Source organism: Candidatus Methylacidiphilales bacterium (genome assembly GCA_025056655.1).
Classification (GTDB): domain Bacteria; phylum Verrucomicrobiota; class Verrucomicrobiia; order Methylacidiphilales; family JANWVL01; genus JANWVL01.
Genome location: JANWVL010000132.1, coordinates 1 through 19,101, shown reverse-complemented (window position 1 = coordinate 19,101; position 19,101 = coordinate 1). Strand labels below are relative to the sequence as shown.

The window sequence follows — 19,101 nt, the reverse complement described above, 5'->3', positions numbered from 1 at the left end:
AACAAACAGCCGCCATCCCCCTTAAATCCTCCACTCCTCGATGACCTACCGCGAAGCCGTCGCCCTCCTCAGCCACTACCGTCACCTCGGCGCAAAATTCGACCTCCACAACATCTCCCTCCTCCTCCAAGCCCTCGGCAACCCCCATCACCACCTCCCCTTCATCCACATCGCCGGCACCAACGGCAAAGGCTCCACAGCCGCCTTCCTCCACGCCCTCCTCACACACCTCGGCTACCGCACCGCCCTCTACACCTCCCCCCACCTCATCAGCCTCCGCGAGCGCATCCGCATCAGCCATCAACTCATCCCCCAAGAAACCTTCGCCCGCCACCTCTCCACCCTCCACACCACCGCCCAACGCCTCTCCATCACCCCCACCTTCTTCGAAATCCTCACCGCACTCGCCATCCTCTACTTCGCCGAAGAAAAACCCGACTTCATCGTCTGGGAAACCGGCCTCGGCGGACGCCTCGACGCCACCAACGTCGTCCAACCCCTCCTCACCTGCATCACCCCCATCGGCTACGACCACCAAGACCTCCTTGGCCCCACCCTCACCCACATCGCCACAGAAAAAGCCGGCATCATCAAGCCTCACGTCCCCCTCATCCTTGCCCCACAACCCCCCGAAGCCCACCAAGTCCTCATCGCCAAAGCCCGCGCCCTCCAAGCCCCCATCCATGAAGCCTCCAGCCTCATCTCACAAAAACAACCTCTCAACCCGCAGCCTCCTGACTACCTCCAACCCACCACCCTCGCCGACCACCCCTTCCACCTCTCCCTACGCGGCCCCCACCAAATCCACAACGCCGCCGTAGCCCTACAAGCTGCCCTCCTTTTACCGTTGAAACAAAACACCGCCACCCGCATCCAAGCCGCCCAGCAAGCCTTCGCCTCCACCCAATGGCCAGGCCGCCTCCAACTCCTCAACCCCTCACCCCCCACCTTCCTCGATGGCGCCCACAACGTCTCCGCCACCCAAGCCCTCGCCCACACCTGGCAACACACCTTCAGCCTCCCCCCCGCGCGCCTCATCTTCAGCGCCCTCGCCGACAAAGACCTCCCAGCCCTCATCGAACCCCTCCGCCCCATCACAGCAGAGCTCATACTCGTCCCCCTCCCCGACCCCCGCGCCGCCTCCATCCAAACACTCACCCAAGCCTGGCACCCCATCACCCCAAGACTCATCGCCCCCTACCCCGAAATCGCCGCACGCCTTCCCACCCTCCCCCCAATCCCCACCCTCATCACCGGCTCCCTCCGCCTCGTCAGCGAAGTCCTCGCACACCACAGCTCCATCCCCGCCGACCTCCTTGCCGAGCGCCACCTCAACGACCTCCTCCACCCCACCCCCCCAAACCACAAACTCAACCATTGACAAATCCCCCTCCCCCCATAACCTCGCCCAATGACCCCATCCCATCTCCTCACCCACAACCTCGGCTTCCCCCGCATCGGCTCCAATCGCGAACTCAAACGCGCCCTCGAATCCTTCTGGAAAGGCCAATCCACAGCCGACTCCCTCCTCCACACCGCCTCCCAAATCCGCATACAAAACTGGACCCTCCAAAAACAAGCAGGCATCCAACTCATCCCCTCCAACGACTTCAGCCTCTACGACCAAGTCCTCGACATGAGCTGCCTCCTAGGAAACATCCCCCAAAGATTCCCGCACACTCAACCCACCGTTGACCTCACCCTCTACTTCTCCATTGCCCGCGGCGCCACAGCCGACTGCTGCCACCCACAAGGCATCGCCGCCAGCGAAATGACCAAATGGTTCGACACCAACTACCACTACATCGTCCCCGAGCTTTCCCCCACCACCACCTTCAAAATCGCCACCTCCAAACCCTTCGACGAATTCAACGAAGCCCTCGCCCTAGGCATCCGCACCAAACCCGTCCTCCTCGGTCCACTCACCTACCTCCACCTCTCCAAATCCCAAGACCCACACTTCGATAAACTCTCTCTGCTCCCCAAGCTCCTCCCCACCTACACAGAAATCCTCTCACGCCTCGCACAACTCGGCGCCGAATGGATTCAGATCGACGAGCCAATCCTAGTCCTCGATCTCGACCCCACCTGGAAAAACTCCTTCCCACCCACCTACCAAACCATCCGCCAATCCATCCCCAACACAAAAATCCTCCTCGCCACCTACTTCGGCGACCTCCGCGACAACGCCCCCATCGCCCTCTCCCTCCCCATCGACGCCCTCCACCTCGACCTCGCCCGTGCCCCACACCAGCTCGATGACCTCCTCCCCTCCATCCCCGCCAACCTCTCCCTCTCTCTCGGCGTCGTGGACGGCCGCAACATCTGGCGCAACGACTACACCCAGTCCCTCTCCCTCATCCAACGCGCCCTCCAATCCCTCGGCCCCGACCGCCTCCTCATCGCCCCCTCCTGCTCCCTCCTTCACTCGCCAATTTCCCTTCGTCACGAGACTAAACTAGACCCACAGATCAAAAGCTGGCTCGCCTTCGCCGAAGAAAAACTCCACGAAATCACCGCCCTCGCCCAAATCGCCACCCACCAAGCCCCAGCCACCCTCCTCCAAGAAAACCAATCCATCCTACAGTCCCGCCGCAACCACCCCCACACCTACCGCCCAGAAGTCCGTTCCCGCCTCGCCACCCTTCGCCCAGAAGACGCACGCCGCCATTCCCCCTTCCCCATCCGCCAACAACACCAACGCGCCGCCCTCCACCTCACCCCATTCCCCACCACAACCATCGGCTCCTTCCCTCAGACCCCCGAAATCCGCCAAGCCCGCCTCCAACTCAAAAACGGCCAAATCACCCAAGAAGCCTACAACACCTTCATCCGCCAAAAAATCGCCGAATGCATCCGCATCCAAGAAGACCTCGGCATCGACGTCCTCGTCCACGGCGAATTCGAGCGCAACGACATGGTCGAATACTTCGGCGAGCTCCTCGACGGATTCATCTTCACCCAAAACGGCTGGGTCCAAAGCTACGGCTCCCGTTGCGTCAAGCCCCCCATCATCTACGGCGACGTCCATCGCCCACACCCCATGACCGTCGAATGGACCACCTACGCCCAATCCCTCACCTCCCGCCCCGTCAAAGGCATGCTCACCGGCCCCGTCACCATCCTCCAATGGAGCTTCGTCCGTGACGACATCCCCCGCAGCGACACCGCACGCCAGATCGCCCTCGCCATCCGCGACGAAGTCATCGACCTCGAAAAAGCCGGCATCCGCATCATCCAAATCGACGAACCCGCCTTCCGCGAAGGCCTCCCACTACGCCAAGCCGACCGCCCCCACTACCTCCAATGGGCAATCGAAGCCTTCCGCATCGCCTCCTCACCCGTCGCCGATTCCACCCAAATCCACACCCACATGTGCTACTCCGAATTCAACGACATCATCGAATCCATCGGCCAACTCGATGCCGACGTCATCTCCATCGAAACCTCCCGATCCAACATGGAACTCCTCGACGCCTTCACCCGCTACCGTTATCCGAACGAAATCGGCCCCGGCGTCTGGGACATCCACTCCCCGCGCGTCCCCACCGTCGAAGAAATGACCCAGCTCCTCGAAAAAGCCGCCTCCCTCATCCCCCCACACAACCTCTGGGTCAACCCCGACTGCGGTCTCAAAACCCGCAACTGGCCTGAAGTCCAAGCCTCCCTAAAAAACATGGTCACAGCCGCACACCAACTCCGCCAAAAACACACCCCCACACAAAACTCCAAATAACCAACAACAATCAACCACAAACCCATATCCATCCAACCCCATCCCCCTCCCATCAATCACCCCAGAAAAAACCGCCATCCATCCCCATCTCCACTGCCAATCCCAAAGAATCTCCCGCAACACGCAGACATCCACCCCCCCAATCACAGCATACCGATCCCCAAAAGCATCCCCGCAACAAATGCAACAGAGTCAATTCCCACCGATCATCCCCCAATTCCCTCAGCCCCCATCAAAAGCCCCAAAAGAACGTTGTCGCGGGTGGTAGAGATTGTGAACGCTTTTGAGCCGCTCGATCTCGACATGCGTGTAGATTTGAGTCGTAGTGATGCTGGCGTGGCCGAGCATTTCTTGGATGGCGCGGAGGTCCGCTCCTCGTCGGACGAGATGCGTAGCAAAAGTGTGGCGCAACAAGTGGGGGTAGAGTTTCGCTCGAATCCCAGCTTTTTTGAGCAGTTCACGAAGGATTTGGCGAATGCGCTCACGCGTGAGAGGGGCTCCATGTTCATTGAGGAAAATTTCTGGAACGGGTCGCGCTGGCCTAGCAAGTCGAGGACGCGCCTCGCGAAAGTAGTTTTCAAGCGCTTCAGCAGCTCTCGCTCCGATCGGGACGAGGCGTTCTTTGTTTCCTTTGCCGATGACGCGCAGGAATCCCTCTGCCGGCAGATAGTTTTCGATGAGAAGAGTGATCAACTCAGTAACGCGCAGACCGCAGCCGTAGAGCACCTCGAGGATGGCGAGGTTGCGCAAGCCGAGCGGAGTCTTATCGGCTGCGGCGACTAGAAAGATGCGCTCAAGAAAGTCCGTCGGAAGCGAGGCCGGCAGACGTTGGGGAATTTTTGGAATGGCGAGATGCTCGGCGGGGTTGTGCGGAATAAGCGTTTCATCATGGAGGAAGCTGAAGAAATGCCGAAGGACAATTGCAGCCATTTTAAGGGTGGATGGGCTCCAGCGACGTTGACGCTTTTGCTCATCAAAATAGGCGTAGAGATGACTCTCCCTGATCGAGCTGAGATCCAGGAGGCCTTGCTTATGCGCCCAATTTTGAAAATGCCGGAGATGGGTGAGATCATTGATCTGCGTTTTTTCGGCGTGGCTCTTCTCAACAGCGAGCCAAGCCATGCAAGCTTCTATTTCCTTTGCCCAAAGGTTTTCAGAAGAGTTCGAAGAAAAACTCGGCTCGCTGTTAAGCATACATGAAGAGGATATGGAAGAATATTGTCTTTTCTCGAGCGAGAAGTTATGTTTCCTCAAATATGCCACTTCTCAACAATATCGTCGAGTCTATAGGAAACACCCCGCTAGTTAAACTCAACCGCATCACACAAGGCGTCGAGGCCACAATTGCCCTGAAGTGTGAATTCAGAAACCCGCTCGGAAGCGTAAAAGACCGCATCGGTGCCGCAATGATCGAGGCCGCTGAACGTGAGGGAAGAATTAAGCCAGGCACTGTTATCGTAGAGCCGACCTCAGGCAACACCGGCATCGCTCTCGCTTTCGTCTGCGCAGCAAAAGGTTATCCGCTAATTCTCACGATGCCGGAAAGCATGAGCCTAGAACGCCGCACCTTATTGGCATTGCTCGGCGCAAAACTCGTCTTAACTCCAGCAGCAGAGGGAATGCGAGGCGCAATCAATCGTGCCCATGCGATTCTAAACGAGACGCCAGGAGCATGGATGCCCCAACAGTTTGAAAATCCAGCCAATCCAGAGATTCATCGCCGCACCACAGCAGAAGAGATTTGGAGAGATACCGATGGTAAAATTGATATCCTCGTCGCAGCAGTCGGCACCGGAGGCACGATCACCGGCGTGAGCGAAGTCATCAAAGGACGCAAGCCTTCCCTTCGCTCCATCGCCGTCGAGCCAAAAGACTCACCCGTCATCACCCAGACTCTCCGCGGAGAACCTATTAAGCCCGGACCCCACAAAATTCAAGGAACCGGAGCTGGCTTTGTGCCAAAGAATTTGAACCTAAGTATCGTCGATGAAGTAATTACCGTTACCAACGAAGAAGCTTTCGTAATGGCTCGGCGACTAGCTTTGGAGGAAGGCATACTCGCAGGCATCTCCTCAGGAGCCAACGTTCATGCAGCTTTAGAAGTAGCCAAGCGACCGGAGAACAAAGGTAAACTCATTGTAACGGTTGCCTGCAGCACTGGAGAACGTTATCTAAGCACCCCACTAGCGGATGAAGCCAAACGAGCCTTGGGTGCTTGAAATCTCCACACAGCCTGCCTCTCTACCCTATAGCTGCAACGGATCAAAAGATTCGTGAAAGTTTTATTCATCAACCAAGTCTATCCTCCCGATCCTGCAGCTACAGGCCAACAGCAAGCGGCACTGGCCGAAGCCCTTGTCAAAGAGGGTCACGAAGTGACCGTAGTCACAAGTCGTCGCGGCTACGATAATCCTTCCTTGTCATATCCGAAAAAGGAGTTGAAGAACGGCGTAAAAATTCGGCGTGTATGGCATGCTGGGCTTGGCAAAAGCGCCAAATGGAAGCGAGCTATTGATTTTGCAACTTATGCGCTAAGCTGTTTCTTCGAGCTTCTCAAGCTACAAAAGCACGATGTCATTGTCACGTTAACGACGCCGCCTTTAATATCCGTCCTAGGAGTCCTTTTTTCAAAGGCATGGCAAGCACGGTTTGTCTACTGGATTATGGATCTAAATCCAGACGAAGCAATCGCGGCAGGCTGGCTCGCAGAAGAAAGCGCTCCAGCAAAAATTTTAGAGAAAGTCTCTCGATTAAGTCTGAACGCGGCTCAAGCAGCGATCGTGCTCGATTCGTTCATGGCTGAAAGAATCCGTCTCAAGGGCGTCGAGGAAGATAAAATTCATATCTTACCCCCATGGGCTCTACGAGAAGGTGGAGCTTATGATCTGCGAGGCCGCGAGACTTTTCGTCGAGAGCACCGGATCGAGGACCGTTTCGTTATCATGTATTCCGGCAATCATAGCCCGTGTCATCCTCTGGATACAGTGCTTCAGGCTGCATTAAAATTGAGAGAAGACAGGGAAGTGCTCTTTTGCTTTGTAGGCGGGGGCACTGAATATAAAAAAGTGCAAGCCTTTCGTGAAGCAAACGGCCTGACAGATCAAATCCTTTGCCTGCCTTATCAACCTTTTGAAAAACTCGCAGCTTCGCTGTCATCTGCAGATCTTCATTTGGTCGTGATGGGAAATCCCTTCGTCGGGATGATTCATCCATGTAAAATTTACAACGTTATGTCCCTTGGGATCCCCTGTATTTGCTTAACCCCCAGGCCAAGTCACTTGACGGAACTCGTCGATGCAGTCGCTGATGACGAGGCTATGCGTGCTATTTCTCACGGTGAGGTAGAGAAGCTTGTCGAGGCGATTCTACATTTTAAGGCTAAGGGTAAAGGACGTCGATCTCACAAAATGATAGAAGTAGCCAGCAGATACACCGAAGCAGAGTTGATCCCAAAACACATTCAAGTGATCATAGGAGATGGCGCATGAATCCTATCTTAGTCCACTTATCTGCTACAGTGGCTATGCTGGCTGCGCTCACAATCGTCCTTGCTCAAAACGAAGAAGCCATGGAATCTATACAAAATCCGGCCCCAGAAGTCTCTTCTGCATCTGAAATTCAGCCACAAGAAGCATCGTCGGATTCAACTCAAGCTGCTCCTTCAGTTCCTACAGCCGAAGCTAATATCCCCCAAGAGGAAGAGGATTGGGCCCCACCCATTCAGGCCTCTGAGTGGCAACGCCTAGAAAAATATCACTACACTATCACGCGCACCGTTTTTGAGGATAAACTCAACTTGCTTTATGATCCACAAGGCGCGCTCCGAAATTATATACGTCTTCATGATGAAATGGTGGAAATTTACGACCGTCCTATCGACGAGCCAGGAGCGCAACACGTCTTTACGCTTAATTTTGCCCGAAGTCCAAGCGAGGTGAGAGCAGTTCCTCGTGTTTATCGCACGGCTCGAGAGTTTAAAGCTCAACGTTCTCAAAATCCACAAGCCAAACCGCTCTCTGGTTTAAGGGTCGCAATCGATCCTGGACACATTGGCGGAGCATGGGGGCCGATCGAAATGCGTTCAGTCGAGTTCCCAGGTATAGGAACAGTGCAAGAAGGCGATTTTAACATCATCACCGCGCATTTAATTCGACAACAACTCGAAGAATACGGTGCCACAGTCTTTCTTACACGCCAAACAACTGAGCCGGTCACAACAGTGCGACCGAAGGATCTGTATGAACAAGCCCGAAAGGCTATTTATGAGCGAAGCCCGGATGTCGCTGCACGCCTGCGACATTTACCGATCGAGGAGCAAGATCGTCAGCTCGGTGAACGACTGATTCGTGTGGCCAATTACATTTTTGCGCGGACTGCTGAAAAGGTGGCAAGAGCGGAGAAGTTGCAAAAGGAATTTCAAGCGGACCTCACCTTGGTGTTATACATTAATGCAACACCTACGAGTGGACGTGGAGAATTGACGACTGATAATCGCAATACGTTTTTCGTTCACGGCGCTTATATGCCATCGGAACTAGCCCATGCCTCGCAGCGGCTCGCGTTATTTGAAAAACTACTTTCTCGAACGAATGCTACTGAGTTTTATGTGGCGAGTAAAATTGCCGAAGCATTTGCAGAGATAACAAAGTTGCCACCAGTGCTATATGGTGACAGCCCTTCTACGCGTCAACTCGATCCAGAGAATCCTTATGTTATTGCCAGAAATTTAGCAGCCAATCGAGAGTATCCAGGGCCTGTAGTGGTCACCGAGCCTTATTTTATGAACAATCGCATAGTAGCTTTGCGTCTTTTAGCGGGTGACTATGAGGGAGAACGAGAAATTGAGGGGACAAAATTTCGAAGTATCTTTAGAGAATATGCCGAAGGAGTCGTCAGAGGACTCCTGAAGGCTTACGGTGACAGCGAGCTGGTCATCAACTCGGCACACCATAGTTCCTAGTTCGAAATGAAAGCCAGCGGAGATGAATTCTTATTATTAAAATAAACAGGCTTATGTCGAAGGGGCTGCGACCGTTTGTGCATCTACACGTTCACACTGAATACAGTATATTGGATGGAGCTTGTCGCACCGCAGAATTAGCGGCTCAAGCAGCCGAGTGGGGGATGCCAGCTGTGGCGATCACTGATCATGGGAACATGTTTGGCGCGATCGAGTTTTACCACGAATGCCAGGCCCGCGGGATAAACCCGATTTTAGGATGTGAAGTCTACGTAGCACCTGGCAGTCGTTTCGAAAGACAACGGCATCCTCAATATGGATTTACAAGCTCGCATTTTTTGGTCCTAGCCAAGAATTTCAAGGGATACGAAAATCTAGTGCAGTTAGTTTCAAGGTCTTACCTGGAAGGCTTTTATTACAAGCCTCGCATTGATTGGGAGTTGTTAGGAGAGCTGAGCGAGGGACTGATTGCCACATCGGCCTGCATGAAGAGTGAAATCGCGCAATGCGTGTTGGGGAATGATATACGAGGAGCGGAGCGGTTAATTGGGCGATTGATTGAAATTTTTGGGAGAGAAAATTTTTATTTGGAAATACAAAACCATAGCACACCTGAAGAAAAGCGGCTACGGGAGGCCTATCGAGAGATTGGGAAGCGGTTGGGTGTGAACCTCGTGGCAAGTAATGATGTGCATTATCTGAGGCATGAGGATCAAGAGATGCATGATTTGTTGCTGTGCATTCAGACTGGAGCGCATCGGAATAATCCGGATCGACTTCGATATGATACCGATCAACTCTGGTTTAAGGATGCTCGGGCAATGAACGAGTTGTTTATAGAATTTCCAGATGCTTTAGAGAATACGTTGAGAATTGCCGAGCAATGTAAGGTGGAATTACCGTTTGGATTGAATCGTTATCCAAAATATCGCACTCCGAATGGCTTAAGTCCTGAGGCTTATCTAGAGCAGTTGTGTCTAGAAGGAATGCAAAGACGTTACCAGCAGTCATCGGATGTGGAGAAGGCGTCTATCGAAAAACGGCTTCGCTACGAGCTTGAAATCATCGAGAAATCTGGATTCACGAGCTATTTCTTAGTGGTGTGGGATTTTATCCGATATGCCCGCGAACAAAGAATTCCCGTAGGACCTGGCCGTGGTAGTGCAGCCGGAAGCCTGATTTCATACGTGCTCGGAATCACCAATGTCGATCCACTTAAATATGGATTGTTTTTTGAGCGGTTTTTAAATCCGGAGAGAGTTTCTCCTCCAGATATTGATGTAGATTTTTGCACACGGCGACGCGACGAGGTGATCCAATACGTCATAGATAAATACGGGCGCGACTGCGTGGCGCAGATTGCTACATTTGGCACGATCAAGGCTAAGAATGCGATCCGCGATGTGGCAAGGGCACTGGGATTAAGCTTCTCAGATGGCGACCGCTTAGCACGGCTTGTGCCAGAGAGGGATTTGAAGTTTACTCTGAAAGGCGAAAGCAAAGGGAAAGAAGGTTTTCGAGCGATACCAGAGCTTGCGCGTCTCTATGATGAAGATGATCAGGTCCGTGAGGTGATTAACTTTGCTGTAGCCATAGAAGGACTGACTCGACAAGTCGGCATTCACGCTTCGGCTGTGGTGATTGCGGATGAGGATTTGTCTAAGGTGGTGCCGATTTATCAGGATGATAAGGGCGTCCGGGCGACTCAATATGCGATGGATTATGTGGCTGAGCTTGGGCTTCTGAAGATGGATTTTTTGGGATTGAAAAACTTAACGGTGATCGAGGATGCGGTGCGCCTGATTGAAAAATCCAAAGGGGTGCGAGTCGATATGGATCAAATCCCGCTAGATGATCCTCGGGCTTTTGCAATCATCGCTAACGCGCAAAACACCGGAATTTTTCAGCTAGAATCTTCAGGCATGTGTGAGGTATGTCGTAAGGTCAAGCCACAAACGATCGGGGAAATCAGCGACGTGCTGGCACTTTTTCGGCCGGGCCCGATGGAAAATATCCCCACTTATGTGAGGCGGAAATTCGGTCAAGAGCCGATTGTTTATCCTCATCCGCTGCTGGAGCCGATTTTGAAAGAAACTTATGGTGTGATTATTTACCAAGAGCAGGTGATGCAAGCCGCGAATGTGCTTGCTGGTTATTCGCTAGGGGAGGCGGACATGCTGCGTCGTGCGATGGGTAAGAAGAAGCCAGAAGAGATGGCTCGGCAAAGAGAGCGATTCGTCAGGGGGTGCCAGGAATGTCATCAGATCGAGAAGCGATTAGCTGAGGAGATTTTTGATACGCTTGAACGATTTGCAGGGTATGGTTTTAACAAATCGCACAGTGTGGCGTATGCGCTAGTGGCCTACCAGACAGCTTGGTTGAAGGCACATTACCCTGTGGAGTTTATGGCTGCGCTAATGTCAAATGCGAAAGATACGGATGAGGTCGTGCCGTTGGTTCAAGAAGCACGTGGAATGGGGATCAAAGTGCTTCCGCCCTGCATACAGAAAAGTGACGTGCGTTTTACCGTGGAGGACGATGCGATTCGTTTTGGGCTAGCCGCTATAAGAGGGGTGGGTGAAGGCGCGGCCGAAGAAATCGTAAGAGCGCGAGAAGGGAAAGGAGAATTTCGGTCTTTGGATGATTTGTGTGAGCGGATTGCAGGCCGTTCTTTTAATAAGAAATGTCTGGAGGCTTTAATTAAGACAGGAGCTTTAGATGCACTTGGGTTGAGTCGAAAAAGGCTTTACAACAAAATGGATGAATCCTTGGCAAGAGCTAGCATGCGAGCTCGTGAGCGATCTTCTGGGCAGGTGCATCTTTTTGGAGATGTCGAATGGGTCGAGGAGAATGAGCTTGAAAAAAGTGAAGAAAAAAGGGGGGAAGAGTGGGGTATGACGGAGTTACTGAATTTTGAGCGAGAATATCTGGGCTTTTATTTCAGCGGTCATCCGTTGAACTCAATACGGGATGAGATTGAGGAGTTAAGCACGGCTTGTATTGCGGATTTACAAAAGGGAGAGCAAAGAGGAGGGATCGTGAGGATTGGCGTGATTGTATCTAGCGTGGAGGTCGCCTTGACGCGTAGGGATAAACGACCTTGGGCAAAGCTTGTCGTAGAGGATTTGAGTGGAACGGCAGAGGCCTTTGTCTCCAGCAGTGTCTATGAAAAACTTCGTGAAGGTATCGAGACTTACGGTTTTTATGTCGTAACGGCGCGGGTGGATTGGGAGGAGGAAGCGTTGAGACTCCACGTGCAAGAAATCGTGCGGCTAGATGAGGCGCGCCGCCTTTATTATCAGGCTGTAATTTTGAGGGTGAATGTGGAGCAGGCGATTGAATCTGTGTATCGAGATTTAGTTCGACTTTTCTTACGGCATCCTGGCAAGGCACGTGTGCTCTTGCAGATCGCTTGCTGTAAGGGGGGAGAAGTTACGGTTGAATGCCGGATGACCGTGAATCCTGTAGAGGCTTTTTTAAAAGGTGTTGAGAGTATTTTGGGGAAGGGTCACGTCCGGTTTGTGAGTTTTAAGCAGGCGGCGAATAACGGTTCATCGCGAGTCTTAAAAAATCGGCAGCGGGGAGGCCAAGCTTTGAGTAACGCTTGATTTTAAGGGAATGCGAAGCAGTTTGAAATCTATCTAAGTTTTATGCCAACCATCAGTCGTGAAATGGTCTTGGAAGCTTTGCGCAAGGTGAAATACCCTGGTTTTTCTCGGGATATTGTTTCATTTGGGATTGTGAAGGATATCTACATCGATGGAAGTCGTGTCGGCGTCGGGATCATTGTGCGGACAGAAAACATGGATGTCCCTCAAGCCATATATGAAGCGGTAATGCAAGCCGTGCAGGGTATTGAAGGCGTAACAGAAGTAGACGTGAAAGTAGACGTGGAAAGAATCAATCCGATCGGGGGAAGCGGGAGAAGTTCACCCGAAGGCATCAGGGGTGTGCGCTATATCATCGCTGTAGCGAGTGGTAAGGGAGGTGTGGGTAAATCTACAGTAGCCGCTAATTTGGCCGTGGGGCTGCAGAAGGTAGGCTTCGAGGTAGGGTTGTGCGATTGTGATATATACGGACCGAGCATGGGATTGATGTTTGGAGCTACGGATGTGGAACCTTTGGTGGATGAAGAAGATCGATTGGTGCCTGTAGTGGCTCACGGTGTGAGGGTGATGAGTATGGGTTTTTTTTTAGGGGATAGTTCTCCAGCGGTGCTGCGCGGGCCTATGGTTACGCGATATACACAACAATTTTTGCAGCAAGTGGCCTGGGGAAACTTGGATGTGTTGATATTGGACCTACCGCCTGGGACAGGGGACATAGCGTTGACGATTGTTCAGACTGTCGCTCTGAGTGGGGCTGTAGTGGTAACGACCCCGCAAGAGGTTGCATTGATTGATGCTCGCAAGGCTTGTGAGATGTTTAAAAAGGTCAATGTGCCGGTGCTCGGGTTGATTGAGAATATGAGTTACTTTGTTTGCCCGAATGATGGGAATCGTTATTTTATTTTTGGAGAAGGGGGTGGAAAGCGAGAAGCAGAGCGGATGGGAGTGCCGCTACTAGCGGAGGTGCCGATCGAGCTTGAAGTGAGGGAGAGCGGTGACGACGGAATTCCGGTAGTGCTCCGTAATGAGCTTAGTGATGGGGCGAAAGCGTTTATGAGAGCAGTGAATAAAGTGGCAGAACTTTTGATTACGACGATGAAGTAAGGGGTGAGGAGTTGACATAAATCAAGATAGGTCATTAAATTATCCTATGTCGAATGCATCTTCACAGCAGGGGGACAGTGATAATGGGGCTGATTTTGTGAAGAATTCAGCAATCTATAAGGAATTTTTGGCTGAAAGAGAGGAGATACTAAAACACAAATGGATTGAGAGTGAGCGGCTCGGGTATGACATCGGCTTTGAGCGTGCGTTAGTGGATTGGATGACGAAGCATCGTGCGCGTTGGAAGAAGGAAAGGCTTAAGGGAGACTCTCACTCGTGATGGGACAGAGATCGAATACCCCTAAAAACTTTTTTTATGGGCAATGAAACTGTGACGAGTCGGGCATGTGAGGCGATGACTTTTTTATTAGGGGCTTTGCCGGCAGAAAATTATTTAACTTTACCGATTGGACATGCGCCTGCAGCGATAAAAATAGATGAAGCTAATTTTTGCCTAGCCTGTATTCCCCCCAACGTAGCAGGAAAAGCAGAGTTACGTTATGCTATTCAACTGTATCGTTCAGCACCATTGCTGGCAATATTGAATAAAGGTGAACGAGCTACTGAGAAAGAGTTAAGTTTGGCTTTAGGGGAGGCATTACTAGAACCTGATGGTGCTCCTCCGAGTCCAGATGCTGCTTTCTGTGCTTATCTTCTTTCATTGCCAGTAGTAAACTGCGTTTTGCATGGCCATCCTACCTACACAAACCAAATCCTATGCTCGCCACGTGCACGAGAATTTGCAAAGCATCGAATTCTGCCAGAGGAGACTTTAGCATATGGCTTAAACTCTTTGTTCATTCCCTATGCAGACCCTGGGCTTGCTACCACGCTCGCTATAAAATTTAATTTCGAGGGTCAACGGACTTCTCTAGTAGGCCCCATAAAATTGTTGTTACTACAAAATCATGGAGTGATTGCTTTAGGCGGCAATGAACAAGAGGCATTACGCGCATATTACACAGTAGAGAAGGCTGCCCAAGTTTGGCTAGGCGCAGCTTTGTTAGGTGGTCCGACATTCCTCTCCACCCCTAACCTTTTAAGGCTGCTCCAGATGAATGAGGTTATGATCTCAAAATCTAATCCTTCATCGACCACGTCGGATGACCTTATCAAAGAGCAAGCCCAAATCAGCGGTCAGGATGCATCGAATAAATCTACTTTAGGGGAGCTTTCGGAATGCAAACAGCCGGTAAGTAAAGACATTGAAAGTCCAACAACAACGTCCGAGAACCTCACTGTGAGACCTGAAGTGCCCCTTTTCGATGAGGATAGAAGCTCCGAAAAACCCAAACTAAATTTTACAAGAAGAGCTATTAGGCTAGACGAATAGCACTCTAAAATCTACTTTGCAGGTAAAGATGCGTTTGCGTTTTCGGCTACAGCTGGAGGGGGAGTAACTAAATTCGGTGATGGCCTTTCAACAATTTCATAAACGAACGTTTGGACTTTGTCCCCTCTCAAGACAGTCACGGGCACTTTTTCACCCACTTGACTAAAGTAGGCAATATCCAACACATCTGACGGTTTACGAATCTCCTTCCCATTTACCTGAAGAAGAATGTCTCCTACCTGGAGCCCACTTTTTTCTGCTGGTGTGTTAGGAAATAGAATTGAAACCTGCGTCTTGCGCTCTCCACCTCCGTTATCTTGACTCTCGTGAACCCCTATTCCAACCCATCCATGCCGCACCTTACCGTATTTCGCGATATCTTTTACTGCCTTGCTAATCGCGCGAGCCGGTATTGCGAAACTTAACCGTCCCCTCTCCGCGGCGATTACCATCATTCCTACCACCTCTCCTTTGGGATTAAGCATCGGTCCTCCGAGTTGGCCAGGTGCTAAGCCTATATCACTCCGTATGTGGGTAGTGGCAAATAATCTGTTGTTATAGAAGGCGTCGAAACCTGTCACAAAACCAAATATTGGTGTCGGAGGCAAATCCAGCGGATAGCCAATCGCAATCACAGGACTAGAAGGCTTCAGATCATGATCCTCGGCAAATTTTAAGTAAGGTGTTCGATCAATATTTAATTCTTTCTCGCCATGGCTTCCACTAATGGCGAGTTTCCGGACTAAATAGGCCAAGCCAGTGCGAGGATCTCTTCCTAGGACATCAGCCCGATAACTACCGCTTGAATCCACAATCTGCACCTCTTGAGAATCCCCGATTATCGCCAAAGCGGTAATAACGTGCCCCTTTTCATTAATGTAAAACCCGCTGCCACAAAACGTCACTCCACCATGAAGGGCCTTAACCTTCACTACAGCAGGCCGCGCAGATTCAAAAACTGCTTCAACCTCTGCCCCAATGCTCTCTAGCACGGACGACGCTTTTTTGATCTCGCAAATTCCACCTATTACCGTCACCTCCAATACAAATAAAAGACCAGCAATGATTGCCCTACACCTTCTTCCACACAACGAGTTAACTTTTACTTCCATTCTCAACAAAACGTCCACATTCAATCAAAAAGTCATAGCAGAATCCGCCAGATACGGCTCGTCTGCAGAAACGTATCGAACAGTAGCTCTCACCCCTTTGTTTTTCAGTATCAATTCGTTGTAAGCCTCATCATTCTGATGCGTTCCCACAAAGACCTCGTCACCACCCACATACCTAACGTTCTGTGCTGGCAGAGAAAGCGACTTGCTCAAAGCCAACTCGACTTCCTCCCCCCACCTCCACCCCACCCCAAAATACACACCAAACACTAACACCAACACCGCTACCCCCGCTCCAAGATACCTGAGCCTCAACATCGGATTAAAATTAAACAGACCCATTATCCTATCTCGCAACTCCATCCTCAAGCTATGCCGTCGAATCATCCGCTCCCTCAGTGCACGATCAAATCGCACACAAAAATTCTCCAAATCAACCCCATCCGGTAAACGATCCCTCCCACGCAAAAGCTGGCTCAACAACACCGACTTATCATCGTTTCTCATACAAAGACATAAAAATTTCTACTCACTTCAAATAATCCTTCAAGCAATTTTGCAACTGCGCGTGAGCATAGTGCAACCGAGAACGCACCGTCCCCACCGAGCACCCCATCACTGCTGCAATCTCCTCATGACTTTTTCCTTGAATATCATACATAACAACCACAGCCCTATGATTATCAGACAATTTTTGCAAACATTCGTTCAACTTCCTTTCCAGCTCCCGATTCTGCACCCCACGCCCCACATCCCCAGCCACACTCTCATCCCGTATCTCCTGGACCTCGCTTTTGACCTGCCCTTCCGCAGTCTCATTTCCCGCCTCCTCTCCCTCTGCATGCCATTTTTCCTTAAAAATATTTTGCCGCATCTTATTCCGCCTTAGAAAATCCAATGCCCGATTGTGTGCGATTCGATAAAGCCATGTTGAAAAAGAAGCCCCACCCCGAAATCGATGCAAATTCTGGTAAGCCCGAATAAACGCATCCATCAACACATCATCAGCATCCTCCCGATGCCCGATCATATTGAAAACATAAACATACAACTTCCTTTTATACCGCTCGATCAACACATCAAACGCCCCAACCTCCCCCCCCAACGCCAACCGCACATAATGCTCATCTGGCAATTCCCCCCCTACACGCTCTCGACCACTCGCCTCATCCATCATTTACCAATATAACCAAACCCTATCTCCCTCACAATCACTCATCCCGATCCTCCACCTCAATCTCCACCCCCCCATGCACTCGATCTTTGGGCGCCCGAATCACCCTCCACACCGTCCAAAAAAAGAAAACACTAATCCCCACCACAGCCCCCAACATAAAAATCCAACCCCACACACTCATACCCCCCTCCTCCTTCCCCTACCATCTTCCAAGTCACAATTCCCCCTCACGCCCCCCCCTTTCTCCGCCGCCTCCTCACGTTCCCAACGCCCCACCGCCACATGAATCAACCCCAAAAACAACAACACCACCCCCCCCACAAACCCCAACGTCACCTGCGCCGCCACACTCCCCATCAACGCCCCCCAATACTCCCCCGCCTTCATCACCACCGTCGACACCAAAATCAACCCCAAAAAAATCGGCGACACATACAAAATCACCGGCTCAAACCACCACGGCACCCGCACCACCGCCCCCCGATCCAACTCAGCTCGCCCCGCCCTCCTCCCCCACGCCACCCCATACAACAATATCTGCGTCCCCGCCAAAGCCAAAATCGCCACCGTCCCCACCCAAAAATCAATCGTATCCAACCCCTTAAAATCCTTACTAAAATACATCACCAACAAATTCCCCAACACCGTAATAAAACCCAAAAAAAGCACCGCCGCCCGCCGCCCCAACCCCAACCCCTCCTCAAAAAATGCCACCGCCGGCTGCAACATCGAAATCGAACTCGTAAACGCCGCCAAAAAAAGCAACAAAAAAAACACCGCACCAAAAAACTGCCCAACAGGCATCGCCGCAAACACCATCGGCAACGTCACAAAACCCAAATTAAAACTCGACCCCAAAGCCTCACTCGCCCCCGCCGCACCCAAAAAAATAAACGCCGCCGGCACCGTAATCAACCCCCCCAACACCACCTCACAAAACTCATTCCCCGCCACCGCCGTCGTCGAAGAAAGCGCCACATCATCCCGCCGCCGCAAATAACTCGCATACGTAATAATCACCCCAAACCCCACAGAAAGACTAAAAAAAATCTGCCCCGCCGCCTTCATCCAAATCTCAGGATCCAAAAGCCGCCCAAAATCCCGCGGATTCCACATAAACCCCAGCGCATTCACCACATTCAACTCCGGCCGCGCCGGATCCGGCGTCCCCAGCGTCAACACCCGCACCAACACCAACATCGCACACAACATCAAAAGCGGCATCGCCACCAGACACACCCGCTCAATCCCCCTCGACACCCCTCGATACACCGTCCAAAAATTCAACACCAAACAAATCAACAAAAACACCCCCACCCCACCCAACCCCTGCCTAAAAAGCTCCCCATCCGCAGCCGCACCCGTAAATTCATTAAAATACGCCCGATACCCCTCTGCATTAAACCCCATCCCCGAAAAATCCCCCCTCACAAAACCCCAAAAATACCCCAGACACCACGCCTCAATCAACACATAAAACATATACACCCCCACCGGCACCAACAACCCCAACACCCCCACATACGGCGCCAGACGACTCCGCCACAACTGCCGAAAAATCCCCGGCGAAGAATGATACCCCCTCACCCCACCATATCGCCCCATCGCCCACTCCGCCCAAGCCAAAGGCAACCCCAAAAAAATCAGCGAAATAAAATACGGAATCAAAAACACCCCACCCTCATACTGCGCCGCCAACCCCGGAAACCTCAAAAAATTCCCCAACCCCACCGCACTCCCCACCACCGCCAATATCACTCCCAACTTCGACAACCACAACTCTCGCTCTCGTCGCCGCATAAAAAACTAAGCCCCCACAATACACACACCCTCCCCCATCACGCAAACCCAAACTTCACCCCACTCCTCCCCTTTGCACTGCGAGAGCTAAGCGCAGCGCACTCCCGCTTTGCACTGCGGCGGGAAACAAAGCGCCCCGCCGCTTTCCACCCCTCCGCAGAGATCCCCTCCCCCCTCTCCGCGGAGGGCCTCTTCCCTTAGCTCTTCCTCTCTCCTATCCTTGGCTTCTCATTGCCAAACACTCTCTACCCTCCCCCCTTGATCCTCTCCC

The 19,101-nt window shown here is 51.9% G+C and carries 15 protein-coding genes; 9 read left to right on the top strand and 6 right to left on the bottom strand.

Going from position 1 to position 19,101, the window contains the following annotated elements:
- Positions 1-40 precede the first annotated feature (40 nt).
- Positions 41-1,381, top strand: coding sequence for a bifunctional folylpolyglutamate synthase/dihydrofolate synthase (locus NZM04_08435; GenBank protein ID MCS7064050.1), 1,341 nt, complete (start codon positions 41-43; stop codon positions 1,379-1,381).
- Positions 1,382-1,411: 30 nt separating this feature from the next.
- Positions 1,412-3,736 carry a 5-methyltetrahydropteroyltriglutamate--homocysteine S-methyltransferase gene (gene metE / locus NZM04_08430; GenBank protein MCS7064049.1) on the top strand — a complete coding sequence of 775 codons (2,325 nt, stop codon included), beginning with the start codon at positions 1,412-1,414 and terminating at the stop codon, positions 3,734-3,736.
- A gap of 222 nt (positions 3,737-3,958) precedes the next feature.
- On the opposite strand, the gene NZM04_08425 is transcribed toward metE, so the two are convergent.
- Positions 3,959-4,930 (bottom strand): tyrosine recombinase, encoded by a 972-nt coding sequence (locus NZM04_08425; GenBank protein MCS7064048.1) that lies wholly within the window; start codon positions 4,928-4,930, stop codon positions 3,959-3,961.
- A 62-nt stretch (positions 4,931-4,992) separates the two neighbouring features.
- Between NZM04_08425 and cysK the strand changes: the two genes are divergently transcribed.
- The 7 genes from cysK to NZM04_08390 all read left to right on the top strand — a co-directional run bounded on the left by cysK (position 4,993) and on the right by NZM04_08390 (position 14,741).
- Positions 4,993-5,955 (top strand): cysteine synthase A, encoded by a 963-nt coding sequence (gene cysK, locus NZM04_08420; protein MCS7064047.1) that lies wholly within the window; start codon positions 4,993-4,995, stop codon positions 5,953-5,955.
- A 54-nt stretch (positions 5,956-6,009) separates the two neighbouring features.
- Positions 6,010-7,224 carry a glycosyltransferase family 4 protein gene (locus tag NZM04_08415; GenBank protein MCS7064046.1) on the top strand — a complete coding sequence of 405 codons (1,215 nt, stop codon included), beginning with the start codon at positions 6,010-6,012 and terminating at the stop codon, positions 7,222-7,224.
- Positions 7,221-8,696: an N-acetylmuramoyl-L-alanine amidase gene (locus tag NZM04_08410; protein MCS7064045.1), complete on the top strand. Its 1,476-nt coding sequence runs from the start codon at positions 7,221-7,223 to the stop codon at positions 8,694-8,696. The genes NZM04_08415 and NZM04_08410 overlap by 4 nt, the downstream gene beginning before the upstream one ends.
- Before the next feature lie 53 nt (positions 8,697-8,749).
- Positions 8,750-12,304, top strand: a complete 3,555-nt coding sequence (dnaE, locus tag NZM04_08405; GenBank protein MCS7064044.1) for a DNA polymerase III subunit alpha — start codon at positions 8,750-8,752, stop codon at positions 12,302-12,304.
- Between the two features lie 42 nt (positions 12,305-12,346).
- Positions 12,347-13,408, top strand: coding sequence for an Mrp/NBP35 family ATP-binding protein (locus NZM04_08400; GenBank protein MCS7064043.1), 1,062 nt, complete (start codon positions 12,347-12,349; stop codon positions 13,406-13,408).
- A 46-nt stretch (positions 13,409-13,454) separates the two neighbouring features.
- A complete protein-coding gene (locus NZM04_08395) occupies positions 13,455-13,688 on the top strand; it encodes a DUF4032 domain-containing protein (GenBank protein ID MCS7064042.1) in 234 nt (77 codons plus the stop codon).
- A gap of 75 nt (positions 13,689-13,763) precedes the next feature.
- Complete coding sequence (locus NZM04_08390; GenBank protein ID MCS7064041.1) at positions 13,764-14,741, top strand: class II aldolase/adducin family protein; 978 nt, start codon at positions 13,764-13,766, stop codon at positions 14,739-14,741.
- An 11-nt stretch (positions 14,742-14,752) separates the two neighbouring features.
- On the opposite strand, the gene NZM04_08385 is transcribed toward NZM04_08390, so the two are convergent.
- From NZM04_08385 to NZM04_08365, 5 genes are all read right to left on the bottom strand, one after another.
- The gene (locus NZM04_08385) at positions 14,753-15,733 is read right to left on the bottom strand and encodes a S1C family serine protease (protein ID MCS7064040.1); all 981 of its coding nucleotides are present in this window, start codon (positions 15,731-15,733) and stop codon (positions 14,753-14,755) included.
- 144 nt (positions 15,734-15,877) lie between these two features.
- Complete coding sequence (locus tag NZM04_08380) at positions 15,878-16,360, bottom strand: hypothetical protein (protein ID MCS7064039.1); 483 nt, start codon at positions 16,358-16,360, stop codon at positions 15,878-15,880.
- Between the two features lie 22 nt (positions 16,361-16,382).
- On the bottom strand, positions 16,383-17,030 hold the full coding sequence (locus NZM04_08375) for a sigma-70 family RNA polymerase sigma factor (GenBank protein MCS7064038.1): 648 nt from the start codon (positions 17,028-17,030) through the stop codon (positions 16,383-16,385).
- 34 nt (positions 17,031-17,064) lie between these two features.
- Positions 17,065-17,211 (bottom strand): hypothetical protein, encoded by a 147-nt coding sequence (locus NZM04_08370; protein MCS7064037.1) that lies wholly within the window; start codon positions 17,209-17,211, stop codon positions 17,065-17,067.
- On the bottom strand, positions 17,208-18,830 hold the full coding sequence (locus tag NZM04_08365) for a sodium-dependent transporter (GenBank protein MCS7064036.1): 1,623 nt from the start codon (positions 18,828-18,830) through the stop codon (positions 17,208-17,210). Before NZM04_08365 ends, NZM04_08370 begins: the two co-directional genes overlap by 4 nt.
- Between the last annotated feature and the right edge of the window lie 271 nt (positions 18,831-19,101).

Coding starts and splice junctions, on each gene's coding strand:
- NZM04_08435 (MCS7064050.1), top strand. CDS start 41: ATGACCTACCGCGAAGCCGTCGCCCTCCTCAGCCACTACCGTCACCTC.
- metE (MCS7064049.1), top strand. CDS start 1,412: ATGACCCCATCCCATCTCCTCACCCACAACCTCGGCTTCCCCCGCATC.
- NZM04_08425 (MCS7064048.1), bottom strand. CDS start 4,930: ATGCTTAACAGCGAGCCGAGTTTTTCTTCGAACTCTTCTGAAAACCTT.
- cysK (MCS7064047.1), top strand. CDS start 4,993: ATGCCACTTCTCAACAATATCGTCGAGTCTATAGGAAACACCCCGCTA.
- NZM04_08410 (MCS7064045.1), top strand. CDS start 7,221: ATGAATCCTATCTTAGTCCACTTATCTGCTACAGTGGCTATGCTGGCT.
- dnaE (MCS7064044.1), top strand. CDS start 8,750: ATGTCGAAGGGGCTGCGACCGTTTGTGCATCTACACGTTCACACTGAA.
- NZM04_08400 (MCS7064043.1), top strand. CDS start 12,347: ATGCCAACCATCAGTCGTGAAATGGTCTTGGAAGCTTTGCGCAAGGTG.
- NZM04_08395 (MCS7064042.1), top strand. CDS start 13,455: ATGTCGAATGCATCTTCACAGCAGGGGGACAGTGATAATGGGGCTGAT.
- NZM04_08390 (MCS7064041.1), top strand. CDS start 13,764: ATGACTTTTTTATTAGGGGCTTTGCCGGCAGAAAATTATTTAACTTTA.
- NZM04_08380 (MCS7064039.1), bottom strand. CDS start 16,360: ATGAGAAACGATGATAAGTCGGTGTTGTTGAGCCAGCTTTTGCGTGGG.
- NZM04_08375 (MCS7064038.1), bottom strand. CDS start 17,030: ATGATGGATGAGGCGAGTGGTCGAGAGCGTGTAGGGGGGGAATTGCCA.
- NZM04_08370 (MCS7064037.1), bottom strand. CDS start 17,211: ATGAGTGTGTGGGGTTGGATTTTTATGTTGGGGGCTGTGGTGGGGATT.
- NZM04_08365 (MCS7064036.1), bottom strand. CDS start 18,830: ATGCGGCGACGAGAGCGAGAGTTGTGGTTGTCGAAGTTGGGAGTGATA.